Below are 25,843 nucleotides of genomic sequence, written 5' to 3'. Positions count from 1 at the left end.
GGCGGGGCGATCAAGCCTTCTTGGTCTCCTAGTAATGGGCCGGGTCGGTGACCTGCGGCGATGGCTGCCGCAGGTCGCTGACCTGGCCTTTTGGTGATGGCTGGCGATGGGGTGCGACGGTCCTGATCGGGTGTCCTGCGGACTGTGTGCGGACTGCTCTACCTCTGGTGTGCGGATCGTGTAGCTGCCGATGCTAGGAATCGCCATCGTCGGCACGCACTGCCATCAGCACCCGTTGCAACGTGGTGATATGTGGATCCCCATCCGGCCGGACTTCCAGGGTGCGGTCCAGCAGAGCTTCGAGCTCCTCCTGTGCGGCGCGTGGCTGTCCGGCCTCCCACAGCAGCTGAGCTCGACGGTAGCGTGCGTCCCAGACTGAGTCGTGTTCCGCACCGCGTGTACGCGCCCAACCGGCCGCCACTTCCTTGAACTCCTCAGCGCTTTCCGCCGGCTGCCCTGCCCGGCTCAGACTCTCACCGAGGTTCTTGCGCGCTAGCAGCGTCTCCGGATGGTCAGGCCCCAACGCGCGGTCCCGACGCTCCACGACGTCACGAAACCGGGGAATAGCCTCCGTGAGCTTTCCCTGGTTTCCCAGCGCCATGGCCAGATTGTGATTATTTGTCAGAGTCTCGGGATGGTCGACTCCGAGGGCCTTCCGGCACGCGGACAATGCATCGCGGTACTCCGTCTCCGCTTCAGGGAATCGCTCCTGATCGGCCAGTAGATACGCCAAGTTCCCCTGCACGGAGAGGGTCCTTGGATGATCAGGTCCCATGACGCGGGCACATACCGACAGGACTTCCCTGAATGCGGCTTCGGCTTCGGCGGCGAACCCCCTGTCATCCAGAATGCGGGCGAGGGAAAGCCGAGTGGTGAGCGTCTCGGGATGCTCAAGCCCGTGCCTACGTTCCTGGATCTGCAGGATCGCCGAGTGCTCCCTCTCTGCCGCGTCGGGATTGCCCTGAATGCGCATGACGACGGCGAGGTTATGTCGTAGCGTCAGTACCAGGGGTTGATCGTCGGAGTGCTTACAGGCTGCGTCTCTCAGCGCTTCGCGGTAGACGGAAGCTGCCTCGTCGAGACTTCCGAAGTCTTTCAGCGCGACCCCGAGACTGTTGCGGGCGGTAATCGTGTCGGGATGCGCGGGCCCGGACTTCTGTCGTTCCTGGTCGGCGATCTCCCGCAACTGACGGATGGCCTCCCGCAGCCTTCCACGCGCGTGCAACACCGCCACCAGGTCGTGCCGGACGTCCAGACGCCCCCCGTCGTGCTCCGGCAGAGCATTCAGCGCTTGCTGCAACTGCGCCTCGGCTTCGGCAAGGCTTCCCTGTTGCAGCAGGAGCGTGCCCAGCGATGCTCGGACACTGGCGACGTTGCGGTGGGAGCTGCCAAGCACGGTCTCCTGGAGGGCCAGGACATTGCGCACCTCGGATATGGCTTCGTCCGTTCGCCCGACGCGTCCCAAGGCCATGGCCCACTCGTAGTGGGCGTTGAGCGTGACTGGGTGATGTTCGCCGTGGCGCGCAGTCGCCGAATCCAAGATCGACCTGTACTCCGATTCCGCCTCGGTCAGTTCGCCCAAAGAGCGGAGTGCCGCAGCACGGCTGTTACGACCTGCCAACACGTTGGGGTGGTCGTCGACGAGCTGCCTTTTCTGCGCGTCGGTCAGCTCCGCGAATACCGCCGCAGCGCTCTTCGCGTCGAGCTCCCCTTGTTGTGTGAGCAGTAGGGCCATGCTGTGACGCGCGTCGAGCGTCTCGGGATGATCGGGCCCCAGGATGCGTGTCCGAGCGTCCAGCACGGCCCGAATCTCGGCCTCCGCTGCGGTGAATTCCTGTCGCAGGACGAGGGTGATGGCCAGGTTCGCACGAGTGATCAGCGTGGATGGGTGCTCAGCTCCGAGAACCTCTTCTTCCAGTTCGAGAACCTGGCGGAAGACCTCCTCGGCACGCTGGTTCTCCCCCTGATCGCGCAGAGAGATCGCGAATTCGTGCTGGGCTTCAAGGACATCGGGGTGCTCTTCTCCCAGCTCGGCTCGCAGTCCTTCCAGCACCAGTCTTCCCTCGTCCGCAGCTTCACCGAGGCGGCCCATGCCTCTGATGCAGATGGCACGACCGTGCCGCGAGCGCAACGTGGTGGCGGCATCGGCGCCGAACAGTCGGGTCTCATGACGGATCACCTCGTCGTACTCGCGCTCCGCCTCCTCTAGCTTTCCTCGCTGACATGCCACTCTCGCCCGCTGGTAGCGCACGGTCAGGGTGGTGGAGTCTGCCTCCCCGAACTGCCTGACGCACTCCTCCGTAATGCGGTCAAGTTCGGACTCCGCCGCCGTCAGATCGCCCATCTCCTCGACTGCAATGGCCCGGTGCCTGCGGATATTCACCCTGACCCAGGGAGCGGCTTCTGCAGAATCAGCACGCTCCAACGCTTCGTCCGCCAGTTCGCAGGCCGCCGCGTACTCGCCTCGGAAGTGCAGGTAGGAAACAGCGACCCCGGCACCGATCAACAGGCCGTTGAGACGGTCATCGGCCGTGGCACCCCATCGCGGCAATCGTCGCAGCATCACCTGCCAGTGCGGGATGAGCCCCTGCCAAGCCGGCCAGGAACTCGGATCCCGCGGATTCTCCATGTAGGGAGTGGCTGTCACCAGCAGATCGGCAGCCGAGTCCCATACCTCTCGGTAGGCCCCGGGCTCCGTGAGGAGTGGGGCGACCGACACCTCGGCCACGAGCCGGTGGATCTGGTAGACGGGTTCCGTCGAACCTGTGTTGACCCCGATGAGGCCGAACCTGCGAAGACCGCCCATGGCAGTTCTGATTGCCCGGGGCGGAAGTTTCGCGGGCCACATCGGCAGAGTGGCAATGGCGGAAATGTTGAGCAGAGCGTTCGGCAGGGAGACGGTCGGGGCGAAGCAGGACAGCAACTGCAGCAAGCTGCGGGCATGCTCTGTGCCCTGCCGTTCGAGGAGGGACAGGGACAGCTCCCACGTACCGGCAATGGTCCGGCGGGCCCGGTCTTCCTCGTTGCGTAGATCCCCGTGCACGCCCTCGGCCGCGTCGTCGAGGAACAGCGGGGAGCCGTCGAGCACGTCGGAGTATTCGGCGAAGGTCTGTGCTTCGGCCAGTGGATCGCCGTGTGCCATGGCCAGGTATGTGCCCGCCAAGTGCAGTGCAAGGGGTAGGGAGCCCAGCCGGTCGGCCAGAGCCCTGGCGGAGGCCGCGTCCCCTGCCTCACGAGCCAGTTCTTGGAGGACCTGGCCTGCGAATTCGAGTTCCAGGACCTCAAGTCGGTGGAAGCGTGCGATTCGGTCGCCCCAGGATCGCTTGTTGCCGTCGCGCGTGGTGACGAGGACGCCACGTGACATGCCGATCGGGGGCCTGACCCAGCCCGTGGCGTCGGCAAGCGCGGCGCCTGGGCAGGACAGTACGTTGAGATCGTCGGCATCGTCGAAGACAAGCAGCCAGGGGCGGTCCAGGTTCGCCAGATGGCGCCACACCAGATCGGCTGCAGGCCGTCCGCCCTTCTCCCAGGCATGGGCGACGTGCTCGGCCGGGGCTCCGGCGCGGAGAGCCGCCTGCTGCATCCCGTCGGCCACGGCAGCTGCGGATCCGGCCTGGATCCAGAAGACCTCGGCTCCGGCCTTCTTGGCCCGCTCGGCTGCGCTCAGGGCGACCGTCGTCTTCCCCACTCCGCCCATCCCGGACAGGACTTGGATACGCGGATCGTCCACGGTCTGTGTGAGGGCCGTCAGGATGCTGTCACGCCCCAGCACGGCCTGCGGAAGCCTGCCGTAGGGAGCCTCTACCGAGCCGAGTGCGAGCAACTCCTGCAAGGATGGGGTGGGGGAGCTGAGGCCCGTGACGTTAACGGTGACCGAATCGTGGAAATGCGCCGCCGGAGCGTTGAGACCCGTGGAGCCCAGGACGCTGATAGCTGTCGTGTCCCGAGCGGGTTCGGGGCTCGTCGTCATCGTGCTTGCTCGGACTGACCGAACGACATGTGCACCTCACCGTTGAAGGTTCCCCCAGGCGCATTGAGCCCCTGGGATCCGTGCACGGTGTTGGTAGTGGAGCCAACGGGCTTAGCGAGGAGTGACAACCACTCCTCCATCTCACGACGGAACTCAGGGTCGGCCGCGGCCTCACGACGTAGGGCCTCACCAAGTAGAGCGACGGCAGCTGGATCGTTGCTATTTCGCGCGTCTAGGACGGCGACAGCCTGGTCATTGCGCGAGAAGCGGCTCCGGAGACGCTGCCAGAGATCCGTTACGACTGCCTCGCTCAGGCTTCCGCTGGCACCACCCAGCGCCGCAATTGCCAGCTCGGCCAACGCTAAGTCCATCTGAACCCCCAGGATGTCGATCACCTTAATCGTGCTAGGCGCCATTTTAGTGATGAGAAGCCACTTGAGGCTGGTCTTGGCTAAACGGTCGGCCCCACCTGCTTCAGCGACTGGTGCGCGTGATCTCGATGGCGAGGGCGAGGGCTTCCTTCTCGGGGCCGTAGATGGTGCGGATGTTGGCCAGTTGCTGGTTGCGGGTGGCGGTCGGGTTGACGTTGGATGGGCCCTCGCCGTCGAGGAGGGCGCCGAAGTCGGGGTATTCGGTGACGCGGAGGACCTGCACGTCGCAGGTCTCGTCGGTGCCCTTGATGCGGAAGCGGATGATGTCGCCGGCGGTGAGGTCGGCGAGGTGCGGGTACTTGACCCCCACCTCGACGGTCTTGGTGCCCGCGGCGAGGAGCTCGAAGTACTGGCGGCAGAGGTTGAGCTCGCGGACGCGGGCGGTGCGGTCGGTCATCGGGAGGGAACGCTCCTGGAGGACGGTGCGACCATCAGGCGGCCGATCTCGGCGGCCGAGTACGAGCTCGAGAGGTGGTTGATCCGAAGCGGGTTTCTTGTGGAGAGGCGATCTGCTGGCTCAGTCGTGCCTCTGAGGCACCGGCACGAGTTGGCGTGGAACATCGGCTGAAGCGTCGGAATCGGATGTGCGCTTCGCTCTCCGAAGCGGGCTCGGGCATGGGCGCTGCGAGGCGGGGAAGGTGCCGCAACGTGGTGGGGATTCTGCCTGTTGCCAAGTAGGGGATCTGCACCACGAGGTAGATCAGCGGAGCGAGGAGAAGCAGGTACTCGGCGCTGAGCCCAAGGGCCTTGAATCCCGCGATCAGCCCGACTCCGGTGAGGAAGGCCAGGAGGTGAGCCATGACCATACGCCACGGGAGTGGTCCCTCTGCGGGCACGGACTCTGCAGGCGCAGATTCTGCCGAAGAGACCATGTTCAAGGGCTCCTGACGCCCAAGGGCGTCGATCAGGTGCACGATGTGCTCGGCGAGCACCCTTACCTGGGAACGATCACGAAGGCTGGTCTCGAATGCGCTCTCCAAGCGCCGGGACATGCCGGCGCACCGCGTCAACAAGGCTGCACGCGGTCCTGGCTTGCGTGAGACACCGAACTGGGCCTACGTGATGAGCGCGTCGCTGAGTCTCTCTACGTTCCTGCTGAGCTGTGCCGTCGTCACGGAGGTTGCTTGGCTCCCGTCTGCCTGGGTCTGGCAGGCCACGAGCGTGCTCACGGCAGCCCACTGCGCATAGGCAGGGGACCGTCCTCGTCTGATGGCTATCAGGTCGAGCTGGACGTAACACACCGTGAGCAAGAAGAACGCATACGACGGCAGCCACATCTCCATGGCCATGTCCCAGTGGTGCTCCATGAGCGCGGTGAGTAACGCACCCGTGCAGACGGTGATGAGACACAGGAGAAGGAGGGAGACGGAAACCACCCGACGGCCTCGCTCGGCCAGGTCCCAGACCTTCAGCTCGGCCTCTCCCCACTGCTTCGGATTTTGGATTCCCAGCCCGTTCAGCGCGCCTTCGGCTTCGTGGATCAGAGTCCGCACCCGTGTGTCCGTGCGGCCCCGCAGGAAGGACGTTCGGTTGAGCAGTCGTCCTGGCTTTCTGACAGGGCGGGCCACAAATACGAAACCGGCCAGAACTGCGGTGGGGGTCACAACAGTGGCTAGAGCTGACATGGCCGCATAGAAGTGAAAGAGGAGCTTCAACACCGGTCCCTTCAGTCCCTGCGGGGTTTGGGACCCCTCTACCTCCAGCCGTCGAGGGAAACCTCCGGACCTCCCGTGAGGTACCGGTGTAGGGCGCTTGACGTGGTGTCCACGAAGTTCTCGGGGACTGCGCCGGCGTCGACCCAGCAGACCTGGGCGTGCTTGCGGGGTTCGCGGTTCTCGGGTTCGCCGGTCCAGTCGTGGGCGGCGAAGACGACGGTGAGGAAACCGTTGGGGGCCTCGACGCCCCAGGCGCCGTGGATGATGTGGGCGACCTTGAGGGACTCGGGCTTCACGGTCAGACCGGTCTCTTCGTACAGCTCGCGGACGGCCGTCTTGGTGATGGGTTCGCCCGGCTCGCTCTTGCCGACGGGGAGGTCCCACATGCCCTGGGCGAACTTGGCGTTCTCGCTGCGCTGGAGGAGGACCACGCGATTGGTGGCCTTGTCGTGGACGATGACCGCGGCGACCAGCAGGGTCATCGATTCGAGCGCCGGCTTGAGGGCCTTCGGCTGGTCGTCGGTCTGCTGGGGCACAGGGGTTCCCTTCGTCGGGCGGGTTGTTGGGCATGTTAGGCGAGGGCTTCGCGGGCGCAGCGGGCGAGATCGGCGGCGCCGGGAACGCGGCGGCGTTGGTAGACGGCGAGCGTGGAGCGGATTGAGGTGATCGCCTTGCGGGTGCGGTCGGAGGTCATGCCCTCCATGAGGACCAGGGCTTGGGTCCAGGCGGCGACGGCTTCGTCGGCGCGGGCCTGGGCGGCGAGGCTGTCGCCGAGGTCTGCGTGGGTGAGGGCGTGGACGCGCTTGTACTTGTCCGGGTCCCAGCGGGTGAGCGCGTCCCGGTGCTGCTGCTCGGTGCCGATGTGGTCGGCGAGGTCGGTCAGAGTGCGGGCGGTGTGGCTGGCCACGGTGCCGGCGGCGGGGCCGCTGACGCGGGAGTAGCTGGGCTGGGGGCCGTCGTCGCGGAGGAGGGCGTCTTCGGCAGCGAGCAGGGCGCGCGCGGCCAAGGGGTGTTCATCGACGGCCGCGTAGGCGCGGGCGTGGGTGATGTGGAGGAGAGCCTCGGTCTGACCGTCGATGTGGCCGAGGCCTGTGCGGAGGGCGCCTTCGACAAGGTCGACGCAGTGGTGGGGCTGCTTGAGGCTCAGGGCCTGGTGGGCGAGGGCGCGCATCATCCAGGCGGCGTGGCCGTGGGGGTCGGCTTCGCAGGCGAGCTTGTAGCCGACCTGGTAGTAGCGCTGGGCGGCGCCTTCCTCGCCGAGGTCGTGGTGCTTCCACCCTGCGAGGTAGGCGAGTTCGGCGACGGCGCCAAAGGCGGCCCGGCGTAAGCCTTCGCTGGGGAAGCGTCCGCGCAGCATGGGGGCGGCTGTGTCGGCGAGGTACGCGGTGACGGTGGTCAGGCCGTGCCCGCCGCCGAGGCGCTCGTCGGCCGCGCTGAAGGCCGCGGTGATCTGCCGTACGACGTCCACGTCCTCCGCCCCGACCAGGGACGTGCCGGTGCGAGCGCGGAGCATGCGGGCGGTGGCCTCGTGGTCGTAACCGAGCGGCATGGCGACGCCAGCGGTGGTGAAGGCCGCGATGGCGAGGAAGCGGCGCCGTTCGACGTCGGCGCGGCCCAGGTCGGTGACGGCGAGGACGGGGTCGGATTCCGCCTGCTGGTCGGCCTCGCCGGAGCGGAGACCGATCTCGGTCTGGGTGATCGTGCGCCCCGCTCGACGGGACAGTGCTTCGGCGAGGTACTGGCCTACTCGGCCCGACGGGGCACGAGTGCCGTTCACCCAGTGCGAGATGGCCGACTTGTTGGTCTGGAGGATCTCGCCGTTCTCGGCGGCGATGCGCCGCACGTCTCGGGCGAGGGCCTCGTAGGTGCAGCCGACCGCGTCGATGACGTCGCGCAGACGGGAGTTGGGGTCTCTCTGCGCCGCCACGATCGCCTCCACTCCGGAGCTGTAAACCGCGTATACCGCTTCAGCTGCCTTCCACCGTACCCACTGAGCGTGACCACGGGTTCACTTATCAGCAGCCGCCCGGAACGGTGCGACCGTGATCCAGGCTCCCCCTTGGTCCGGGCGGCTCCCCGAAGTTCCGTACGCCCACACCAGGCTCGGGCATTCCTGTGCCCGAACCTGGCCGATCAGAGACGGAGACACAGTGACCACCATCGACACCACGGCCATCACGGTCGAGCTGCCCGAGGCGTTCGACCCGCGCTGGAGCCGCCTGCCCGGCATCCAGGTCGAAGGGCAGCGCATCACCATCGACCCGGACGAGTACTTCTTCCGCTTCGAGTCGAACACCTGGCTCGTCGCCGACTGGGAGCTGGTCAAGCGCCAGCTCCTGGACGTGGACGAGACGACCGAGAGCGCGGTCGAGCAGCTCGCGCTCGACTTCATCAAGAACCACGGCGAGTCCACCCCCGACGCCGCCCGCGTCCTGGCCACCGCCTACGAGGTGTACGCGTACCTCTTCCGCGACGAGCACCTCACCGGCCTCGGACTCCCTCAGATCACCGCCGACCACATGCGGATGCTCCGCGAGGCCGCCACGCTCATGGCGCTCAACAAGGTCGAGCTGGACGGGCACATCTCCAACGTCGGCCCGTGCTGGTTCTTCCCCGCCGCCACCTCCGTTGTCTTCGACCTGGACGACGAGATGGGCGGGATGCTCGACGAGGTCTACCACGGGGGCTGGTTCAACGAGCACCGCCGGATCGAGTCCATCAAGGCCCACGCCGCCCTTGGCGGCCGGCTCGTGCACGGCTGCCAGTCCGTGCCGGACCAGTCCGGCGGCGTGGTCGCGCCCTACGGTGCCTCGATGGCCAACTTCCGTGACGACCTCGCGGCGTTCAAGGCGGGCTGGATCGAGCAGGTCTACGCCCACCGCGTGAACCCCGCCGCGTAACCCACCCGATCAGGCTCCGGGGCGGGTCGGCATCTCTCGCCCGCCCCGGACGCCACCATCTCCCCGGAGCCCTCCCGTGACCACGAACCCAAGCGCCGAACTCCTCGACAACCTGCTCACCGCGACCGGCCAGACCATCGCCGTACGGGAGGAGGTGCGCGTGTGGTCCATGTCCGGAGTCGAGCGCGTCACCTTCCCCGACGGCACCACGGCCATCTTCAAGTACGCCAAGAAGCCGTTCGACTGCGAGGACCAGGCCCTCCGCCAGGCCCAAACCCTCGGCGTTCCCGTCCCCCAGGTCCACGCCTCCGCCGTCCTGGACGGCTGGCTCGGCATGCTCCTGGAGGACCTCGGACCGTCCGTCCGCGAGGCGGACGACCTCGACGGCGTCGCCGCGGCCGTGATCCTGCACGGCACCCGTACGGCTCCTCCCTTGCCCGTCCTGGACAAGGAGCGGCTGCGCACGCTGCCGGCCAGGGCGCTGGAGCACCTGGGACGGCTGCGCAAGGCCGACCGGTGGCAGGACGCCGACGACGTCGAGGACGTGCTCGACCGGATCGCCCAGGCCGCCGAGGCCCGCTCGGCCGGAGCGACGATTGCCCCCTTCGGCTGGGTGCACTCCGAGTTCCACCCCACCAGCCTCCACATCGGTAAGCATGGGTGGCGGCTGCTCGACTTCGCCCGCGCCTTCACCGGCCCCGGCCTGCTCGACCTCGCCAGCTGGCACGGCACCATCGAGCCCCCGCACCCCGTCCGCCTGCGCGCCTTCCTGGAGCAGTACGTCACCGCCGGCGGCACCCCCGACGCCCTCGCCCCGCGTGGCGGGCTCACCGCCGAGAACTGGGCCCTGGGCTGGCACCGCATGTGGGCCGTCGAGTGGTTCATGGAACAGGCCATTCGCTGGATCGACGACCCGGCCACCGACCCCGCCTACATCAAGGCCGTGCGCCGCCACCTCACCGACGTCCTCCGCCTCCTGGAGATCTGACGTGCTCGCCCAGGCTTCCCCGTGGCACGTCCACGCCCTCCAGCGCACCGCCGCCGGACTCGCCGAACCCCTCTCCGTACCTGCCCGGATGGAATGGACCACGAGACCCGGCCAAGGTCCTGGCGCCGAGGCCCTCGACCCCGACCTGCGCGGCAAGCGACTCCTGGAACTCGGCTGCGGCCCCGGCCACAACGCCGCTCACCTGGCCACCCGCCATGGCGCCCACGTCGCCGGCGTCGATCTGGTCGGCCTGCAGGTCCGCCGAGCCCGCTCCCACTACGGACGGCTGAACAACCTCACCTTCGTCGCCGGCCACGCCCTGCACTACCTGCATGCCTCCGACGAGCAGTTCGATGCGATCTACTCCGTCTTCGGCGCTGTCGGACTCGTCGCCCCAGAGCTCCTGCTGCCGGCCATCGCGGCGCACCTCAAGCCCGGTCGGATGCTCGCCTTCTCCGTCCCCCACCCGCAGCGCGGCGGCCGAAGCCCCTCCGGCGACGACCGGCCTCGCCGCGACTTCGTCACTCTCCCCGACCGCACGCGACTGCCCATCGCCCGTTGGGAGTTCGATACGGATCGCTGGGAGAAGCACCTCAGCAATGCGGGCTTCTGGCTCACCTCGGCCCAGGAGTTCCACGACTCCCGCATGGGCCACTGGCCCACCGCCCTGCTGATCCGCGCCCGCAAGCTCTGACAGCCGCCCTCGCCCCGGCTCACCCTGGAGGACCGATGCGCCTGCCCTACCTGCTCCTCGACGTCGACGGCGTCCTCATACCCTTCCCTGACGCCGACGGGTCCACCCCGGCCACACACACTCGCCACGACGTCGTCCCCGCCGGCCGCAGCGCAGATAACCCGGTCACCGTCTGGCTCGACCCCGCCCACGGCCGCCTGCTCATGGCCGTGATCCGTACCGGCCTGGTCACCCCCGTCTGGTGCACCAGCTGGCGGCAGGACGCTGCCACCCTTATCGGCCCCCTCCTCGACCTCCCCACCTGGCCGTACGTGGAGCTCCCCCGTCCCCAGATCACCACCAGCCACCCCAACGGCTACCTTTGGAAGCGCGACCACGTCGAGACCTGGCTCGGCGAAGCACCTGCCATCTGGATCGACGACGACTTCACCAGCCTCGACCACGACTGGGCCGAAGAGCGTACTACCCGTGGCGCGGCGACCCTCCTGATCCAACCTGCCCCCCGTGCCGGGCTTCAGGCTGAACACCTGGCCGAGGTCCGGGCGTGGGCAGGGCGGCTGCTCACTGTGCAGGCTGCTGCACCCGCTGCTCCGAGCGAAACCGAAGCAGCCTGACGCGAATCCTGGGCAGAAGGGCCGATGCCCTCGCCACGAAGCGTGGCGAGGGCATCTGACCGGGGTCAGCGCTGACGACCCCGCTCTCCGGGCCTCATGGACACTGGAGTGGCCGGTGGGTGTGGCGTGGCGGTCAGGGACGATGTGCCGTTGACGGCGCTTCGCCTGCGAGCCGCTTGAGCCCGCCTGTTCGGTTGAGCGGTGATGCGCCAGTTGAGAACCTCGGCTGGGCGCTCGGCACTGTCGAGTTCCCGCTGGGTGCCGACCGTGGCCAGGAGGTAGGGGAGTTGCTCGATCTGAAGGTCTCGGACGTCGACTTCAAGAGCGGCACGATCCGCGTCGAACGCCAGCGGCTACAGTCCGGCCTGATCGGCCCGCCGAAGACCGCCAAGTCCCGGCGTACCGTCCCGGTTGGCGAGGTCGTCACTGACGCGCTCCTCACGCACCTCGCCGCGCGCCCCTCCAAGGAGTGGCTGTTCACGATGGAGGAGGGCGAGCCCCTCAACTACCGCTGCTGGAAGGCCGAGTGGAACTGCGCCCGCAGGACGCTCCAGGCGGCGGAGAACGACGCGGCCGAGTGCGAGGGCCGCAAGCCCGTCGAGCTGCCCCACATGGTGACCCACGACCTGCGGCACTTCTACGCCTCCGCGCTCATCGCCGGCGGCGCGAGTGTCAAGCAGGTGCAGTTGGTCCTCGGCCACGCGTCCGCCGTCATCACGCTGCGGATCTACGCCCACCTGTGGCCGGGCGAAGAAGACCGCACCCGGTCCGTCATGGACGCCGTGCTCGGCGGCCTGCGGACCGGGTGCGGACAGGTAGGCGATGCGACCCGCGAAAGCGCAGGTCAGGCGGCCTAGCCAGAGATCAAGCCTTCTTGGTCTCCCAGAAGATCTTGTCGATCTGGGCGATGTAGTCCAGTGCCTTCTGGCCCGTCGCCGGGTCCGTGGAGGCCTTCGCGGCCGACAGCGCCTTCAGGGCGTCGTTGACCAGCTGGTGCAGCTCCGGGTACTTCTCGAAGTGCGGGGGCTTGAAGTAGTCGCTCCACAGCACCGAGACGTGGTGCTTGGCGAGCTCGGCGCGCTGCTCCTTGATGACCACCGCGCGGGCCCGGAAGTGCGGGTCCTCGTTGGCCTGGTACTTCTCCTGGACGGCCTTGACGGACTCCGCCTCGATGCGGGCCTGGGCCGGGTCGTACACGCCGCAGGGCAGGTCGCAGTGGGCGCTGACCTTCACCTTGGGGGCAAACAGGCGGGAAAGCATTGAGCTGTCCTTCCTCGTGATCGTCTTCTCAGGTGGGACATTACTCCGTGAGAGACGGGATTTAGTGGGTGCCCCCATGGGCTTAGGCCAAAAGTCCAGGGTGAGGATGGGTCCAGTGGCCGAATGTACGGAACGCTGTACGGGACGGTGTACTGGACGGACCGGGGAGGTGTTGGAGAGATGCGGGAGGTGCCGGAGTTGCCTGAGCTGACGCAGGAGCAGCCCGGGCGAGGGCTGGCTGCGCGCGTGCCGTTCCAGGTGGTGGAGGTGACGGGGCCGTCGATGGTGCCCACGCTCCATCACGGGGACTGGCTGCTCGTGCAGTACGGGGCGACGGTGCGCCCCGGGGACGTGGTGATTCTGCGCCATCCGTTCCAGCAGGATCTGCTGATTGTCAAGCGGGCCGCCGAGCGCCGCAGGGGCGGCTGGTGGGTGCTGGCCGACAACACCTTCGCGGGCGGTGACAGCACGGATTACGGGACGGTGCCCGAGGAGCTCGTGCTGGCCAGGGTCCGGGCGCGCTACCGGCCGCTGAAGAAGGATCAGCGGTCGCTGTGGGGTGTGGTGACCTGGGCGGTCTCCGCGCTGCGGCCGGTGTCGGCGGCCCGTTCCGTCTCCAGGCGCTTGCGGGCCCGGTAGGCGGCCACGTTGGCGCGGGTCGCGCAGCGGTCCGAGCAGTAGCGGCGGGAGCGGTTGGTCGAGGTGTCGAGGTAGGCGTTGCGGCACGGCGCCGCCTCGCACAGGCCGAGCCGGTTCACACCGTACGAGGTGAGATGGAAGGCGAGGCCCATCGCCGCGATGGCGGCGTACCCGGCCGTCGCGTTCGACGGATGGTCGGCCAGGTGCATGTGCCAGTCCGGCTTGCCGTCCTCGTCGCGGAGATCGTGTCCGGAGATCTGCGGGCTGACCGGGAACTCCAGCAGCAGTGAGTTGAGCAGGTCGACGGCGAGTGTCTCGTCTCCGCCGTCGGCTGCTTCGAAGACCGCGCGCAGCCGTGCCCGTACGGACCGGAAGCGGGTCACATCCGCGTCGGTCGCCCGCCGGGCCGCCTGTCCGTTGGCGCCGAACAGCTCGCGGACCGCCTCGACGGAGGTGAGGGAGTCCTTGTTGCGGGCCGGCTCCTCGGTGTTGACCAGACGCACGGCATAGTCCGAGTAATAGGCCAGTTCCACTTGTAGTCCTTACGGCGTCGGTCTAAAGTCGATGCAGCGAACGGTGTAATAGGCAGTTGCGGTTCCAGGGTATTACATGGGAGGCTCCTCGTGGCGGAGACAACGACAGGTACTGACTGGGCGGCCTGGCAGGAGAGCTGGGACCGGCAGCAGGAGTGGTACATGCCCGACCGCGAGGAACGGTTCCGGGTGATGCTGGACATGGTCGAGGCCATTGTGGGGCCCCGGCCGAGAGTGCTCGACCTCGCATGCGGTACGGGAAGTATTACGGACCGGCTGCTCAAGCGGTTCCCCGAGGCCACCAGTACGGGCGTCGACCTCGACCCGGCGCTCCTCGCCATCGCCCGCGGCCACTTCGACGGCGACGAGCGCGTCAGCTTCGTCACCGCCGACCTCAAGGACCCGGACTGGGCAGGGCAGTTGCCGTACGACTCGTACGACGCCGTCCTCACCGCCACCGCCCTGCACTGGCTGCACGCCGAACCGCTGACCGCGCTCTACCGGCGGATCGGCGGGCTCGTCAGGGAGGGTGGGGTGTTCATGAACGCCGACCACATGATCGACACCAAGACCCCCCGTATCAACGCGGCCGAACGCGCCCACCGCCACGCAACCATGGACCGCGCCAAGGCCGAGGGTGCCCTCGACTGGGTGGACTGGTGGGCCCTCGCCGCCAAGGACCCGGTCCTTGCCGGGCCGACCGCGGAGCGGTACGAGATCTACGGCGAGCACGCGGACGGCGACATGCCGTCCGTGCGGTGGCACGCCGACACCCTGCGCGAGGCGGGGTTCGGCGAGGCGCGGGCCGTCTGGGCGTCGCCGTCGGACACCCTGGTGCTCGCGGTGAAGTAGCGGCAGCATGCGCAGGAAGGGGCGGTACGGGCAGCGGCCCGTACCGTCTCTCTCTTTTTCTGTCCTCTGCTGCAACCCGCTGTGCGTCCCACCGCACTGGAAGGGTGAGACGGTCCGCACCCGCGGGCCCGGAGAGGGGCGCTGACGATGCGGATCGATGACGATGCCGCGCTGCACGCCTTCGTCGAGGGCAGACGTACCGCGTTGTTCCGCAGCGCGTACCTGCTGTGCGGCGACCGGCACGAGGCCGAGGACCTGGTCCAGGCGACGCTGGTCAAAGTGGTGCTCGGCGGACGGCGGCACGGGCGGCTCGACAACATCGAGGCGTACGCACGCAAGACCCTGGTCAACACCTACATCGCGGCCCGCCGCCGGTTCTGGCGGCGCGAACAGTCGTACGGCGAACTGCCCGACCGCGCGGGCCATGTGCCCGACACGGACACCGGCCTCGCGGTGCGGGCGGCCCTCGCCCGGCTCACGGCCAAGCAGCGAGCCGTACTGGTGCTGCGCTACTGGGAGGACCTGAGCGTCGAGGCCACGGCCGAGCTGCTCGGGATGCGGGAGAACACGGTCAAGAGCCACGCGGCTCGGGGGTTGGCGGCGTTGCGCGCCGAGATGGCAGAGGAATTGGTATGAACGACGTGCATGAGCTGCTGCGGCGGGCCGCCGACAACGCGGGGCAGCCGGTCATCTCCACCCAGGCGGTGTACGCCGGAGCCGCCCGGGTGCGACTGCGGCGCCGGGTCACCGTATCTGCGGCCGCACTCGCCGTGGTCGCCGCCGGAGTGGTCGCGGTACCGGGCCTCGCCTCGGGGACGAAACCGAAGGAGTCGTCGGTGGCGGCCCCGGCCGAGCTCACGGGGAACAGCGGCAGGGTCGAGCAGTTGGTCAAGCTGCTGCCCAAGGACGTGGGGAGCGTCGAACAGGTCTCGCTGGCCGTCATCATCAAGAACGCCACCCCCGAGCAGGCCAAGGAAAACCCGGTGGGGCCGCTGGACGGGCAGTACGCCGTCCGCAGGGACGGCGGCGTCGGCTACCTCACCGTCAGCATGATGGCCGCGGAGTCCGTCGCGAAGAAGTTCGGCGGACTTGATCCGGCCGCGGATCTGTGCAAGCCGAACCGTGGGGAGCATCGCCCGGCGGACTGCGTACGCGAAGAGCTTCCGGACGGGCGGGTACTGACTATCTGGAGCGACCCGATGAACTATGAGGGCACGCCCCTGTGGGGGCCCGAGCTCGTCGGCCGGCTCACCCTGAAGGACGGCGGGCTGCTGGCCGTCCGCAACAGCACCGGTCTCAAGAGCGAGCAGGCACAGGGCCCGCTCCTCAAGACCCCGCCGCTCACCCGCGCCCAGATGCGGACCTTGATGCTCAGCCCGGAACTGATGCCGAAGAAGTAGAGAACAGAAAGCAGGCGGCAGGAGCGGGGGCACGGAGAGGAGGGCGGTGCGGACCCGGATCGGTCCGTACCGCCCTCCTCGCGCGCTCCTAGAGCACCTTCGACAGGAACGACTTCGTCCGGTCGTGCTGCGGGTTGGTCAGTACGTCGCGCGGGTGGCCCGACTCGACCACCACGCCGTCGTCCATGAAGACCAGCGCGTCGCCGACCTCACGGGCGAAGCCCATCTCATGGGTCACGACGATCATCGTCATGCCGTCCTCCGCGAGACCGCGCATGACGTCCAGGACATCGCCCACCAGCTCCGGGTCGAGCGCCGACGTCGGCTCGTCGAAGAGCATCAGCTTCGGCTCCATGGCCAGGGCGCGGGCGATGGCCACCCGCTGCTGCTGGCCGCCGGAGAGCTGGGAGGGGTAGTTCTTGGCCTTGTCGGCCAGACCCACCCGGTCCAGCAGCCGCTCCGCCCGGGCGCGGGCGACGGCCTTGGACTCGCCCTTTACCTGGACCGGGGCCTCCATGACGTTCTCGATCGCCGTCATATGGGGGAAGAGGTTGAAGCGCTGGAAGACCATGCCGATGTCCCGGCGCTTCAGAGCGACTTCGCTGTCCTTGAGCTCGTAGAGCTTGTCGCCCTTCTGGCGGTAGCCCACCAGCTCGCCGTCGACGTACAGCCGGCCGGCGTTGATCTGCTCCAGGTGGTTGATGCACCGCAGGAAGGTCGACTTGCCGGAACCGGACGGGCCGATCAGACAGAAGACCTCGCGGGGGGCGACCTCCAGGTCGATGCCCTTGAGGATGTGCGCGGCGCCGAAGGACTTGTGGACGCCCTGGGCCTTCACCATCGGGTGCGTGGTCATCGGGCCACCTTCGGACGACGGAACAGGTTCAGGTTGGCCCGCAGGCGCTGCAGCGGAGTGGGCGGCAGGGCCCGCAGCGACCCTCGGGCGTAGCGGCGCTCCAGGTAGTACTGGCCGACGCTGAACACACTCGTCAGGGCCAGGTACCAGATCGAGGCGACGAACAGCATCTCCATCACCGCGAACGAGGTGGCCGCGATGTCCTGGGCGCTGCGCAGTAGATCCTGGTACTGGACGGCGACGACCAGCGACGACGTCTTGAGCATGTTGATGAACTCGTTGCCCGTCGGCGGGATGATCACCCGCATCGACTGCGGCAGCACGACACGCCGCATGGTCTTCGCCTGGGTCATGCCCAGCGCGTGGGATGCCTCGGTCTGGCCCTCGTCCACCGACTGGATGCCGGCCCGGACGATCTCCGCCATGTACGCGCCCTCATTGAGGCCGAGGCCCAGCAGGGCGGCCAGGAAGGGAGTCATGACATCGGTCATCTCGTCCCGGTAGAACCCGATGTCGAGGATCGGGAAGATCAGGGCGAGGTTGAACCAGATGAGCAACTGCACGTAGACCGGAGTGCCCCGGAAGAACCAGATGTACAGCCAGGCGATCGTGCTGGTCACCGGGTTCTTGGACAAGCGCATCACGGCGAACAGCACGCCGAGCACCAGGCCCAGGGCCATGGAGGCCACGCTGATGTAGACCGTGTTCCGGAGGCCGGTCAAAATGCTGGGGTCGAACAGCTTGTCCGGCACGGTCGCCCAGCGCACGTTGCCCTGCGAGAAGGCGTACACAAGCCCGACGAGCAACGCGAGCACGACTACGGCGCTGACCCAGCGCCCGTAGTGGCGTACCGGGATGGCCTTGATGGCCTGGGGCGGGACCCCGTCCGGCACGGGTATCACCCCGGACGGAATCTTCTTGATCTTGTTGTTCACAACGACTGCCCTTCAGCGGTGCGCGGGTCAGGAGCCGCCGTTGACGACTGCTTTGGTGACCGCACCGTCACCGGCGCCCCACTTGTCGAGAGCGGCCTTGTAGGTGCCGTCGGCAATGATCGCGTCCACGGCGGCCTGGAGCGCGTCACGCAGCTGCGTGTTCTTCTTGTCGACCGCGATACCGAACGGGCCGGCGTCCCCCTTGTTGGCGATGGCCTCGAAGTCGTTGCCTCCTCCCGCCGACTTGGCGATGTACGCGGCGACCGGGGAGTCGTTCAGGTCGGCGACGGCGCCGCCCGACTTGACCCGGGTCTGGGCCTCGGCGTCGGTCGGGAACGCCTCGATGGAGATCTTCGCCTTGCCGTCCGTCGCGCACTTGGCCGACAGGTTCTTGGCAGCGGTCTCGTACGTCGTACCGCGCTGGACGGCGAGCTTCTTGCCGCACAGGTCGTCGACGGACTTGATGCCTTCCGGGTTTCCCTTCTTCACCAGGATGCCGGTGCTGGCGGTGAAGTAGTCGACGAAGTCGACACCCGTACCGGTCTTCTTGCCCTTGCTGTCCAGTCCCTCCTGGCGGGCCTTGGTGTCGCTCATGGAGGACATGACTACGTCGTAGCGGCCGGTGGGCAGTGCGCCGAGCAGGGTGTCGAAGGTGCCGGAGGTGAACTCGAAGCTCACGCCGAGCTGCTTGCCCAGGGCCGCGGCGATGTCGGGGTCGACACCGACGATCTTCTCGCCCTGCTTGATCTCCATCGGGGCGTATGTGGCGTCAGTGCCGACCTTGATGACGCCGGCCTTCTGGATGTCGGCCGGCAGCTTGGCGAAGAGCGGTGCGCTGTTCTCGCTGCCGCCCTCCTTCTTCGGGGTGTCCGAGTTCGTCTGGTCGCCGCAGGCGGTCAGCAGCATGGTGCCGGCGACCGCGATGGCGCCGACCGCTGCAATCCGGGACTTCGCGGCCGTACGACGTGTGGTGCTTGCGGTCATGATCGGGTTCCTCCGGCAGGTGAGGGTGGTGGTGCCAGGCGGTATGACAGGCGATGTCGGATGTCGCCGCCCTGTGCGATTACGGCATCTTGCCATTCGAATTTGCCCAAACAGGGGGCCAGCCATGTCAAAATCGGGTAACGGGCGATCCCCGAACCTCAAGGGGCCGGTACATCAAGGCCGGACCATCTGTGGGGTTTTCTTCTTGACACCGGAGGATTTTCGGAGCGTCTCGACCGGTGAGCGTCATTTCGCCAGTTGGCCGACTTGTCCAGATATTCGACTATGAGTCACATCACCGCGTCGATATGGACTCGTCCGTGACGTGGTCCGTCCGGTAAGAAAGACCTTTACACCCCTCATCCGGGGCTCAGGGCGCGTGTGCGGCGCGCCCGCGCGTATGAATCTCCCCTGTCGGGGCGGGTCAACCGCCGGGCACAGGGAACGTACGCGGTGCCCGCCCACCCCTCCTCAATCAGGAGTGGCCACCCTCAAACGTTGAAGACTTAAGGGGTCAACACCATGGCAGCGGAGATCGTCAATCCTCGCAGCGACAGCACCACCGACAGCGACACCGAAGAGCCGTTCGATCCGGCCTTCGCGCTCCACCGCGGCGGCAAGATGGCCGTGCAGGCCACCGTTCCCGTCCGTGACAAGGACGACCTGTCCCTCGCATACACGCCCGGCGTCGCCAAGGTGTGCAGCGCCATCGCCGAGAATCCCGAGCTGGTCCACGACTACACCTGGAAATCGCAGGTCGTCGCCGTCGTGACGGACGGCACCGCGGTCCTCGGCCTCGGCGACATCGGTCCCGAGGCGTCCCTCCCCGTGATGGAGGGCAAGGCGATTCTGTTCAAGCAGTTCGGCGGCGTCGACGCGGTCCCGATCGCGCTCGCGACCACCGACGCGGACGAGATCGTCGAGACGGTCGTCCGGCTCGCGCCGTCCTTCGGCGGCGTGAACCTGGAGGACATCTCGGCGCCGCGCTGCTTCGAGATCGAGCGCAAGCTGCAGGAGCGGCTCGACATCCCGGTCTTCCACGACGACCAGCACGGCACCGCCGTCGTGACGCTCGCGGCCCTGCGCAACGCCGCGAAGCTGTCCGGCCGGAGCCTCGGCGAGCTGCGCGGCGTCATTTCCGGCGCCGGTGCGGCCGGGGTGGCCATCGCCAAGTTCCTGCTGGAGGCGGGGCTCGGCGATGTCGCCGTGGCCGACCGCAAGGGCATTGTCAGCCGGGACCGCGAGGATCTGACGGACGTCAAGCGCGAGCTGGCCGAGCTCACGAACCGGGCCGGGATCTCCGGTCCGCTGGAGCGCGCGCTGGCCGGTGCGGACGTCTTCATCGGGGTTTCCGGCGGTACGGTGCCCGAGGCGGCCGTCGCCTCGATGGCGCCGGGGGCGTTCGTCTTCGCGATGGCGAATCCGAACCCCGAGGTTCACCCCGACATCGCGCACAAGTACGCGGCCGTCGTGGCGACCGGGCGTTCCGACTACCCGAACCAGATCAACAACGTGCTGGCCTTCCCCGGCATCTTCGCGGGTGCGCTTCAGGTCCGGGCCTCCCGGATCACCGAGGGCATGAAGATCGCTGCGGCGAATGCGCTGGCGGATGTCGTGGGCGACGAGCTCGCGGCGGACTACGTGATTCCGTCGCCGTTCGACGAGCGGGTGGCTCCTGCGGTCACGGCCGCTGTGGCCGCGGCGGCGCGGGCGGAGGGCGTGGCTCGGCGCTGAGGTCCGGGGCGGGGCGGGGTACGGGTTTCCGGGTGCGGGGTGCGGGGTGCGCCTGCGGCGGGCTTGCCCCCACCCCGCCCCTTCCCGTAACCGGGGGCTCCGCTCTCGGACCCCCGCTCCTCGATCGTGGGAGGGGCTGATTCTGCCCCGCCCCTGCGCGGTGCGTGTCACACCCGTGGCTGGTTACGTCGGCGCGCGCCCCGGCCTATCGTCAAGGCCATGTTCGCCGCCTACGCATCCCGCATCGACCGCGACCACCCACTCAACGGCCTTGAGCTGGGCGAACGTCCCGCCCCCGAGGCGCGTCCGGGCTGGACGACCGTCAGCGTCCGGGCCGCTTCCCTCAACCATCACGATCTCTGGTCCCTGCGCGGCGTCGGTCTCGCCGAGGACAAGCTGCCGATGATTCTCGGCTGCGACGCCGCAGGGGTCGACGAGGACGGCAACGAGGTCGTCCTGCACTCCGTCATCGGGCAGACCGGGTACGGCGTCGGCCCGAAGGAACCCCGTTCCATTCTCACCGAGCGCTACCAGGGCACCTTCGCCGAGCAGGTCACCGTCCCCATCTGGAATGTGCTGCCCAAGCCGAAGGAGCTCACCTTCGAGCAGGCCGCCTGTCTGCCGACCGCCTGGCTCACCGCGTACCGGATGCTCTTCACCAACGCCGGGGTGCGTCCCGGTGATTCGGTCCTCGTCCAGGGCGCGGGCGGCGGCGTCGCCACCGCCGCGATCGTGCTCGGCCGGGCGGCCGGGCTGCGGATCTACGCCACCAGCCGCGACGAGGCCAAGCGCAAGCGCGCCGTCGAACTCGGTGCGATCGAGGCGTACGAGCCGGGTGCGCGGCTGCCGCAGCGCGTCGACGCGGTCATCGAAACGGTCGGCGCCGCCACCTGGTCCCACTCGGTGAAGTCGCTGCGCCCCGGCGGCACGCTCGTCATCTCCGGCGCGACCAGCGGCGACCGGCCCTCGCACGCCGAGCTGACCCGGATCTTCTTCCTGGAGCTGAAGGTCGTCGGCTCGACCATGGGCTCCAAGGACGAGCTGGAGGATCTGCTGGCGTTCTGCGCGACGACCGGCGTGCGGCCCGTCATCGACGAGGTGCTGCCGCTGGACCGGGCCCGCGAAGGGTTCGAACGGCTGGAAGCGGGCGACCAGTTCGGAAAGATTGTGCTCACCTGCTCTTGAGGAGTAAGGGGTGAGCTGCTCTGATCTGCGCCATGCGAATACGGATGCGGATACGGACAGGCAGCGTACTCACCTCGATCGTCACTTCGTTCGTGCTCGCGGCGGGGGCCCTCGCCCCCGCCGCCGACGCACGGCCCGCACCACCGGACCGGACCGGCATCCCCCGCCTCACCGACGACGAGGGCCGCACCCTCACCCTGCGCGGATGGAGCGTCGCGGACAAGGCGAACAGCGGTGACCAGGCGCTGACCGCCATCACCGAGAAACACTTCCGCGATCTGCACGCGAAGGGCTTCGACTTCGCCCGGCTGCTCATCTTCTGGGACGACCTGGAGCCGCGCCGGGGCCAGTACAGCATCGCGTATCTGCGCAAGATCGACCGGGTCCTGGACTGGGCGCGGAAGTACGACATCCGGGTGGTGCTCGATGCCCACCAGGACGTCTTCGGCCCGGCGTTCGGCAGTCGGGGCATCCCGGCCTGGGCGACCCGTACCGACGGTCTGCCCTTCACCCCGCACCCCGACGACTGGTTCTCCGAGTACTTCGAGCCCGCCGTGCAACGCGCCTTCACCCATCTCTACGAGGATCCCGATCTCCAGCGCGCCCAGGCGCAGATGTGGAAGGTCGTCGCCGACCGCTACGCGCACCACCCCGCCGTCCTCGGCTACGACCTCATCAACGAGCCGATGGGGGAGATGGAGGAAGGGGAGGACCTGGCGACGGCTGCCCGCCGCATCGAGGCCCAGCAGCTCACCCCGATGTACAACAGGCTGGCCCGTGCGGTCCGTTCGGTGGACCGGGCCAACTGGCTGTTCGTCGAACCCACTCCCATCGTCGGCGAGGGCGTCCCCACCGGGCTTGGGGTGATCAAGGACCACCGCACCGTCTACGCACCGCACTTCTACAACGCCGCGATGGAGGCGGGCGGCGACTACGACCCGTCGGCGGGCTGGATCGAGTCGTACGAGGCCGCCGTCACCGCGTACCCGGAGCAGCGGCACATCCCGGTCGTCGTCGGCGAATGGGGCCCGCTGAACAACAAGCTCCCGCAGATGGGCCGCTTCTACCGGGACGCGATGGCCTCCCTGAGCCGCTACAGCTCGGGCTGGGCGGGCTGGGTGTGGTGCTACGGCGGCGGTTACTGCGCGCTGGACAAGGACGGTGCGTTCGCGAAGAACAAGGAGCGGACCGCCACACCGTACGCACCCGCCGTCGCCGGAACCGTCCACTCCGACACGTACGACGACACCGCCGGCGTCTACCGGCTCTCCTACACGGCCGGCCGCCGCGGCACCACGGAGGTCTCCCTGCCGCCGACGGCCGGCCAGTGGCGGGTCTCGGTGGACGGCCACGCCACGGTCCGAAGGCACGGGGGAGAGGTGCTTGTCCAGGCCCGCAAGGGGGCTCGCGTCACGGTCACGGTGACCTGGGCGGCGCATGGCTGAGCCGGTCTCCGCAGCATCCTTGTCAATCGTGGTTGACAAGGATGCCATGTCAACGTAAGTTGACATCATGACCGAAGCAACGGATCTCGCCGCGCGCGCCGGTGACCACGACCCCCGGGTGGGGCTGCGGGCGGTCGCCGCACTGCGACGGCTGCTGGAGCAACTCGAAGCCGTGCAAGTCAGAAGTGCCCGCGTGAAGGGCTGGTCGTGGCAGGAGATCGCGGCCGAGCTGGGCGTCAGCCGACAGGCCGTGCACAAGAAGTACGGGAGGCATTGATGTTCGAACGATTCACCAAGAGCGCCCGGGCGACCGTGACCGGCGCCGTGACCCACGCCGAACGGACCGACGCCGAAACGGTCACCGAGGAACATCTGCTGCTCGCCCTGCTGGACCGGCGGGCCGGCCGGGCCTCCTTCGCCATCACCTCGCTGGGCCTCGTCGACCGTCGCGCGGCGGTCGAGGCCGATCTGGTCACCGCGCGCCGCCGTGGCGGGCTGACCCGGGCCGATACGGACGCACTCGCCGGTATCGGCATCGACGTCGCCGAGATCGTCGCCCGTGTCGAGGAGGCCCACGGGGAGGGCGCGCTGGACAGGGCCCGGCGGCGCGGGGCGGGGCGTCGCCCGTTCGCCCGCGGGTCGAAGGACGTCCTGACGAAGACGCTGCGGATCGCGGTGGGGCGCGGAGACCGTTTCATCGGCGATGAGCACCTCCTTCTGGCGCTCACCGCCCGCCCCGGCGTGGTCGCCGACGTACTCGCCGCACACGGGGCGACGTACGAGGCGGTGAACCGAGCGTTGTACGGGGACGGAGGCGATCTCAGCCCGTCCGGGGTTTGAGGGCCGGGGCTCCGTCCCCGGCCCGCGTCAGCTCCCCGCGTCGTCCTTCCGCAGCAGCGCACCGATGTGGGCCGCCGCCGTCGACAGATGGCGGCGGGCCTCCGTCAGTTGCTCCTCCGTGACGCCCTGGTCCCGGGCCGCGTCGCGGATGTCGTCGCGGAAGCGGTCGAGCAGGCGGTCCAGATCGCGGGCCGGGTCGCCGGTCCCTGCGGCGTCCTTGCCCCATTCCGGGTCGGCGTCGGCGGGCTCTGGCTTGATGTACGGGGGCCAACTGCCCGTCCTCGCGAAGCTGCCCAGCTGACCGGTGATCTCGGCCAGCCCCTCCCGTACGCCCGAGGGCCAGTCGCCCCGCGCGAAGTGCTCCTGGACCTGGCGGGCGGCGTTCTGCATCTGCTCGCGCGCCCTGTCCTGGGCCTCCTTGGCCTGGCGGCGGGCCTGCTGGGCGTCCTCGCGGGCGCGGCGGGACTCGTCCTTCGCCCGGCGGGCCTGCTCCTTCCACTCCTGCTTGGCTTTGCGCAGCTCCTCTTTCGCGGCGCGCCATGTCTCCTTGTCGCCGAAGTCGCCGAGGTCGCCGAGGTCGCCGAAGGTGGACTCCCGGTCGCCCTTGCGGCCGGTGGGGCCGGCGGAGGTGTGCCTGGTCTCGTGCGCCGCGACCCGCATCTCGCTGCGCAGCTTGCCGGCGGCGCCGCGTACATCGTCCCGGATCTCGGCGGCGAGTTCGGAGACGGATTCCCTGATCTCCAGTTCCAGATCAGCGAGTTCGCCCGTGCGGTCGGCCAGTTCGGCGCGGCCCGCGTCGGTGATCGAGTAGACCTTGCGGCCGCCCTCGGTGGCATGGGTGACGAGACCCTCGGCCTCCAGCTTGGCGAGGCGCGGATAGACCGTGCCCGCCGAGGGCGCGTACAGCCCCTGGAAGCGCTCTTCCAGGAGCCGGATCACCTCGTAGCCATGGCGAGGGGCCTCGTCGAGCAGCTTCAGCAGATAGAGGCGGAGGCGGCCGTGGGCGAATACGGGGGGCATGTCAGAGCACCTTTCCGGTCGGCTCGGCATCGTACGGATCGTCCTCGGCCGGTGGGCGGCGCAGCAGGGCGATCGATCCCGAGACGGTCGTCGCCCTCAGCTTCCCGGTCCCGGCGCCGAGCGTGCCGGTGATCTTCTTCGCCCCCCACTGGCCGCTGACCCGCAGATCCTCGAAGCCGTTGGAGACGGCGCCGCTCGCTGTGTTCGCCTCGACCTTCGCGTCCGCCGGGTGCGGCAGCCGGATGGCGACCTCGCCGGAGATCGTGGCCAGCTGGATGTCCGTGGGCTTCCCGGTCGGGTCCAGGTCCAGGACCATGTTGCCGCTGACCGAGTCCGCCCGGACCGAGGCCCCGGCGCCCTCGATGACCGTCAGGTCGCCCGAGACAGTCCGGAAGCGCAGATCGCCGGTGACCGACTGGGCCTCCACGCTGCCGGAGACCGTCTCGGCCCGGACCGGACCTGCGAGCCCGACGAGCGTGGTGTCGCCGTTGACGCCCCGTATGTCCGTGCGCCCACGGATTCCGGATACGACGGCTCCGGCGCCGATCACACCCACCTCCACCGCCGACCCGGCCGGCACGGCGAGCGAGACGACCGCGCTGCGGTGCCAGCCCTTGCGGTCGAACCACTCGAGGAAGCCGTTCCACGGCAGGCCCTCGTACGCGACCGTGAGGGCGCCGTCCTCCTGGGTCACGATCAGCGGCGGGCCCTCGATCGCGGAGACCTCCAGCCGGGCGGTCGGCTCCTCGGTGCCGACGACATTGACGGTGCCCCCGACGATGCGCACATTGAGCGATGTCACGGGGTCGTCGAAGGTCAGCTTCTGGGGCTCGGCGATGGCCCATGTCGACACAGGCATGGATCTGGCCTCCCGGGGAGCGCGGAATGACGCAACATATCGCGTCTCT

26 protein-coding genes and 2 pseudogenes are annotated in these 25,843 nt (G+C 68.5%); 14 read left to right on the top strand and 14 right to left on the bottom strand.

Features of this window, described 5'->3' with window-relative positions; genetic code table 11:
* Positions 1 to 193 precede the first annotated feature (193 nt).
* The 6 genes from fxsT to NRF20_RS15685 form a co-directional block, all read right to left on the bottom strand.
* The gene (fxsT, locus tag NRF20_RS15710; protein ID WP_413752775.1) at positions 194 to 3,970 is read right to left on the bottom strand and encodes an FxSxx-COOH system tetratricopeptide repeat protein; all 3,777 of its coding nucleotides are present in this window, start codon (positions 3,968 to 3,970) and stop codon (positions 194 to 196) included.
* Complete coding sequence (locus NRF20_RS15705; RefSeq protein WP_413752774.1) at positions 3,967 to 4,365, bottom strand: hypothetical protein; 399 nt, start codon at positions 4,363 to 4,365, stop codon at positions 3,967 to 3,969. The genes fxsT and NRF20_RS15705 overlap by 4 nt, the downstream gene beginning before the upstream one ends.
* Positions 4,366 to 4,444: 79 nt before the next feature.
* Positions 4,445 to 4,798, bottom strand: a complete 354-nt coding sequence (locus NRF20_RS15700) for an ASCH domain-containing protein (RefSeq protein WP_413752773.1) — start codon at positions 4,796 to 4,798, stop codon at positions 4,445 to 4,447.
* Between the two features lie 658 nt (positions 4,799 to 5,456).
* Positions 5,457 to 6,059 carry a hypothetical protein gene (locus tag NRF20_RS15695; protein ID WP_413752772.1) on the bottom strand — a complete coding sequence of 201 codons (603 nt, stop codon included), beginning with the start codon at positions 6,057 to 6,059 and terminating at the stop codon, positions 5,457 to 5,459.
* A gap of 35 nt (positions 6,060 to 6,094) precedes the next feature.
* Positions 6,095 to 6,592, bottom strand: a complete 498-nt coding sequence (locus NRF20_RS15690) for an NUDIX domain-containing protein (RefSeq protein ID WP_413752771.1) — start codon at positions 6,590 to 6,592, stop codon at positions 6,095 to 6,097.
* 35 nt (positions 6,593 to 6,627) lie between these two features.
* Positions 6,628 to 7,983 (bottom strand): tetratricopeptide repeat protein, encoded by a 1,356-nt coding sequence (locus NRF20_RS15685; protein WP_413752770.1) that lies wholly within the window; start codon positions 7,981 to 7,983, stop codon positions 6,628 to 6,630.
* A 223-nt stretch (positions 7,984 to 8,206) separates the two neighbouring features.
* On the opposite strand from NRF20_RS15685, the gene NRF20_RS15680 reads away from it, so the two are divergent.
* The 4 genes from NRF20_RS15680 to NRF20_RS15665 all read left to right on the top strand — a co-directional run bounded on the left by NRF20_RS15680 (position 8,207) and on the right by NRF20_RS15665 (position 11,252).
* Positions 8,207 to 8,956 carry a hypothetical protein gene (locus NRF20_RS15680; protein WP_413752769.1) on the top strand — a complete coding sequence of 250 codons (750 nt, stop codon included), beginning with the start codon at positions 8,207 to 8,209 and terminating at the stop codon, positions 8,954 to 8,956.
* A 76-nt stretch (positions 8,957 to 9,032) separates the two neighbouring features.
* Positions 9,033 to 9,944 carry an aminoglycoside phosphotransferase family protein gene (locus NRF20_RS15675; RefSeq protein ID WP_413752768.1) on the top strand — a complete coding sequence of 304 codons (912 nt, stop codon included), beginning with the start codon at positions 9,033 to 9,035 and terminating at the stop codon, positions 9,942 to 9,944.
* 1 nt (position 9,945) lies between these two features.
* On the top strand, positions 9,946 to 10,638 hold the full coding sequence (locus NRF20_RS15670; RefSeq protein ID WP_413752767.1) for a class I SAM-dependent methyltransferase: 693 nt from the start codon (positions 9,946 to 9,948) through the stop codon (positions 10,636 to 10,638).
* Between the two features lie 35 nt (positions 10,639 to 10,673).
* Positions 10,674 to 11,252 (top strand): HAD domain-containing protein, encoded by a 579-nt coding sequence (locus NRF20_RS15665; RefSeq protein ID WP_413752766.1) that lies wholly within the window; start codon positions 10,674 to 10,676, stop codon positions 11,250 to 11,252.
* A 65-nt stretch (positions 11,253 to 11,317) separates the two neighbouring features.
* Here NRF20_RS15665 and NRF20_RS15660 read toward each other — a convergent pair.
* Positions 11,318 to 11,530, bottom strand: a pseudogene (locus tag NRF20_RS15660) (mobilization protein); the annotation flags it as partial.
* On the opposite strand from NRF20_RS15660, the pseudogene NRF20_RS15655 reads away from it, so the two are divergent.
* Positions 11,528 to 12,109, top strand: a pseudogene (locus tag NRF20_RS15655) (site-specific integrase); the annotation flags it as partial. The pseudogenes NRF20_RS15660 and NRF20_RS15655 sit on opposite strands and share 3 nt — an antisense overlap.
* A 7-nt stretch (positions 12,110 to 12,116) precedes the next feature.
* On the opposite strand, the gene sodN reads toward NRF20_RS15655, so the two are convergent.
* Positions 12,117 to 12,512, bottom strand: a complete 396-nt coding sequence (gene sodN / locus NRF20_RS15650) for a superoxide dismutase, Ni (RefSeq protein ID WP_093899557.1) — start codon at positions 12,510 to 12,512, stop codon at positions 12,117 to 12,119.
* Positions 12,513 to 12,692: 180 nt separating this feature from the next.
* Between sodN and sodX the strand changes: the two genes are divergently transcribed.
* Complete coding sequence (gene sodX, locus NRF20_RS15645; RefSeq protein ID WP_327278033.1) at positions 12,693 to 13,151, top strand: nickel-type superoxide dismutase maturation protease; 459 nt, start codon at positions 12,693 to 12,695, stop codon at positions 13,149 to 13,151.
* On the opposite strand, the gene NRF20_RS15640 is transcribed toward sodX, so the two are convergent.
* Entirely contained in the window at positions 13,055 to 13,684 is a 630-nt protein-coding gene (locus NRF20_RS15640; protein WP_398631133.1) for a CGNR zinc finger domain-containing protein, read from the bottom strand. The two genes, sodX and NRF20_RS15640, sit on opposite strands and share 97 nt — an antisense overlap.
* Positions 13,685 to 13,774: 90 nt before the next feature.
* Between NRF20_RS15640 and NRF20_RS15635 the strand changes: the two genes are divergently transcribed.
* From NRF20_RS15635 to NRF20_RS15625, 3 genes are all read left to right on the top strand, one after another.
* Entirely contained in the window at positions 13,775 to 14,536 is a 762-nt protein-coding gene (locus tag NRF20_RS15635) for a class I SAM-dependent methyltransferase (protein WP_398631132.1), read from the top strand.
* 147 nt (positions 14,537 to 14,683) lie between these two features.
* The gene (locus NRF20_RS15630) at positions 14,684 to 15,172 is read left to right on the top strand and encodes a SigE family RNA polymerase sigma factor (protein WP_266358045.1); all 489 of its coding nucleotides are present in this window, start codon (positions 14,684 to 14,686) and stop codon (positions 15,170 to 15,172) included.
* Positions 15,169 to 15,936, top strand: a complete 768-nt coding sequence (locus NRF20_RS15625; protein WP_398631131.1) for a hypothetical protein — start codon at positions 15,169 to 15,171, stop codon at positions 15,934 to 15,936. Before NRF20_RS15630 ends, NRF20_RS15625 begins: the two co-directional genes overlap by 4 nt.
* An 88-nt stretch (positions 15,937 to 16,024) precedes the next feature.
* Here NRF20_RS15625 and NRF20_RS15620 read toward each other — a convergent pair whose 3' ends face one another.
* Genes NRF20_RS15620 through NRF20_RS15610 form a run of 3 tightly spaced genes read right to left on the bottom strand, consistent with a single transcriptional unit; the run spans position 16,025 to position 18,711 of the window.
* Positions 16,025 to 16,792, bottom strand: coding sequence for an amino acid ABC transporter ATP-binding protein (locus tag NRF20_RS15620; protein WP_398631130.1), 768 nt, complete (start codon positions 16,790 to 16,792; stop codon positions 16,025 to 16,027).
* Positions 16,789 to 17,727: an amino acid ABC transporter permease gene (locus NRF20_RS15615; RefSeq protein ID WP_398631129.1), complete on the bottom strand. Its 939-nt coding sequence runs from the start codon at positions 17,725 to 17,727 to the stop codon at positions 16,789 to 16,791. Before NRF20_RS15615 ends, NRF20_RS15620 begins: the two co-directional genes overlap by 4 nt.
* Positions 17,728 to 17,754: 27 nt before the next feature.
* Positions 17,755 to 18,711: an ABC transporter substrate-binding protein gene (locus NRF20_RS15610; protein WP_398631128.1), complete on the bottom strand. Its 957-nt coding sequence runs from the start codon at positions 18,709 to 18,711 to the stop codon at positions 17,755 to 17,757.
* A gap of 522 nt (positions 18,712 to 19,233) precedes the next feature.
* Between NRF20_RS15610 and NRF20_RS15605 the strand changes: the two genes are divergently transcribed.
* From NRF20_RS15605 to NRF20_RS15585, 5 genes are all read left to right on the top strand, one after another.
* Positions 19,234 to 20,445, top strand: a complete 1,212-nt coding sequence (locus tag NRF20_RS15605) for an NADP-dependent malic enzyme (protein ID WP_398631127.1) — start codon at positions 19,234 to 19,236, stop codon at positions 20,443 to 20,445.
* A 219-nt stretch (positions 20,446 to 20,664) separates the two neighbouring features.
* Positions 20,665 to 21,630 (top strand): zinc-binding dehydrogenase, encoded by a 966-nt coding sequence (locus NRF20_RS15600; RefSeq protein WP_413752765.1) that lies wholly within the window; start codon positions 20,665 to 20,667, stop codon positions 21,628 to 21,630.
* A gap of 44 nt (positions 21,631 to 21,674) precedes the next feature.
* Positions 21,675 to 23,075, top strand: a complete 1,401-nt coding sequence (locus tag NRF20_RS15595) for a cellulase family glycosylhydrolase (RefSeq protein ID WP_413752764.1) — start codon at positions 21,675 to 21,677, stop codon at positions 23,073 to 23,075.
* A 67-nt stretch (positions 23,076 to 23,142) separates the two neighbouring features.
* Positions 23,143 to 23,352 carry a sigma factor-like helix-turn-helix DNA-binding protein gene (locus NRF20_RS15590; RefSeq protein WP_093899545.1) on the top strand — a complete coding sequence of 70 codons (210 nt, stop codon included), beginning with the start codon at positions 23,143 to 23,145 and terminating at the stop codon, positions 23,350 to 23,352.
* Positions 23,352 to 23,915: a Clp protease N-terminal domain-containing protein gene (locus NRF20_RS15585; protein ID WP_398631124.1), complete on the top strand. Its 564-nt coding sequence runs from the start codon at positions 23,352 to 23,354 to the stop codon at positions 23,913 to 23,915. Before NRF20_RS15590 ends, NRF20_RS15585 begins: the two co-directional genes overlap by 1 nt.
* A gap of 27 nt (positions 23,916 to 23,942) precedes the next feature.
* On the opposite strand, the gene NRF20_RS15580 is transcribed toward NRF20_RS15585, so the two are convergent.
* On the bottom strand, positions 23,943 to 24,935 hold the full coding sequence (locus NRF20_RS15580; RefSeq protein ID WP_413752763.1) for a helix-turn-helix transcriptional regulator: 993 nt from the start codon (positions 24,933 to 24,935) through the stop codon (positions 23,943 to 23,945).
* A 1-nt stretch (position 24,936) separates the two neighbouring features.
* Positions 24,937 to 25,794, bottom strand: a complete 858-nt coding sequence (locus NRF20_RS15575) for a DUF4097 family beta strand repeat-containing protein (protein ID WP_398631122.1) — start codon at positions 25,792 to 25,794, stop codon at positions 24,937 to 24,939.
* Between the last annotated feature and the right edge of the window lie 49 nt (positions 25,795 to 25,843).

It is taken from the genome of Streptomyces sp. R-74717 (assembly GCF_047305335.1).
Taxonomy (GTDB): Bacteria; Actinomycetota; Actinomycetes; order Streptomycetales; family Streptomycetaceae; genus Streptomyces; species Streptomyces atratus.
Note: the sequence above shows the minus strand (reverse complement) of the source record. Positions and strands in the feature narration are given on the sequence as shown.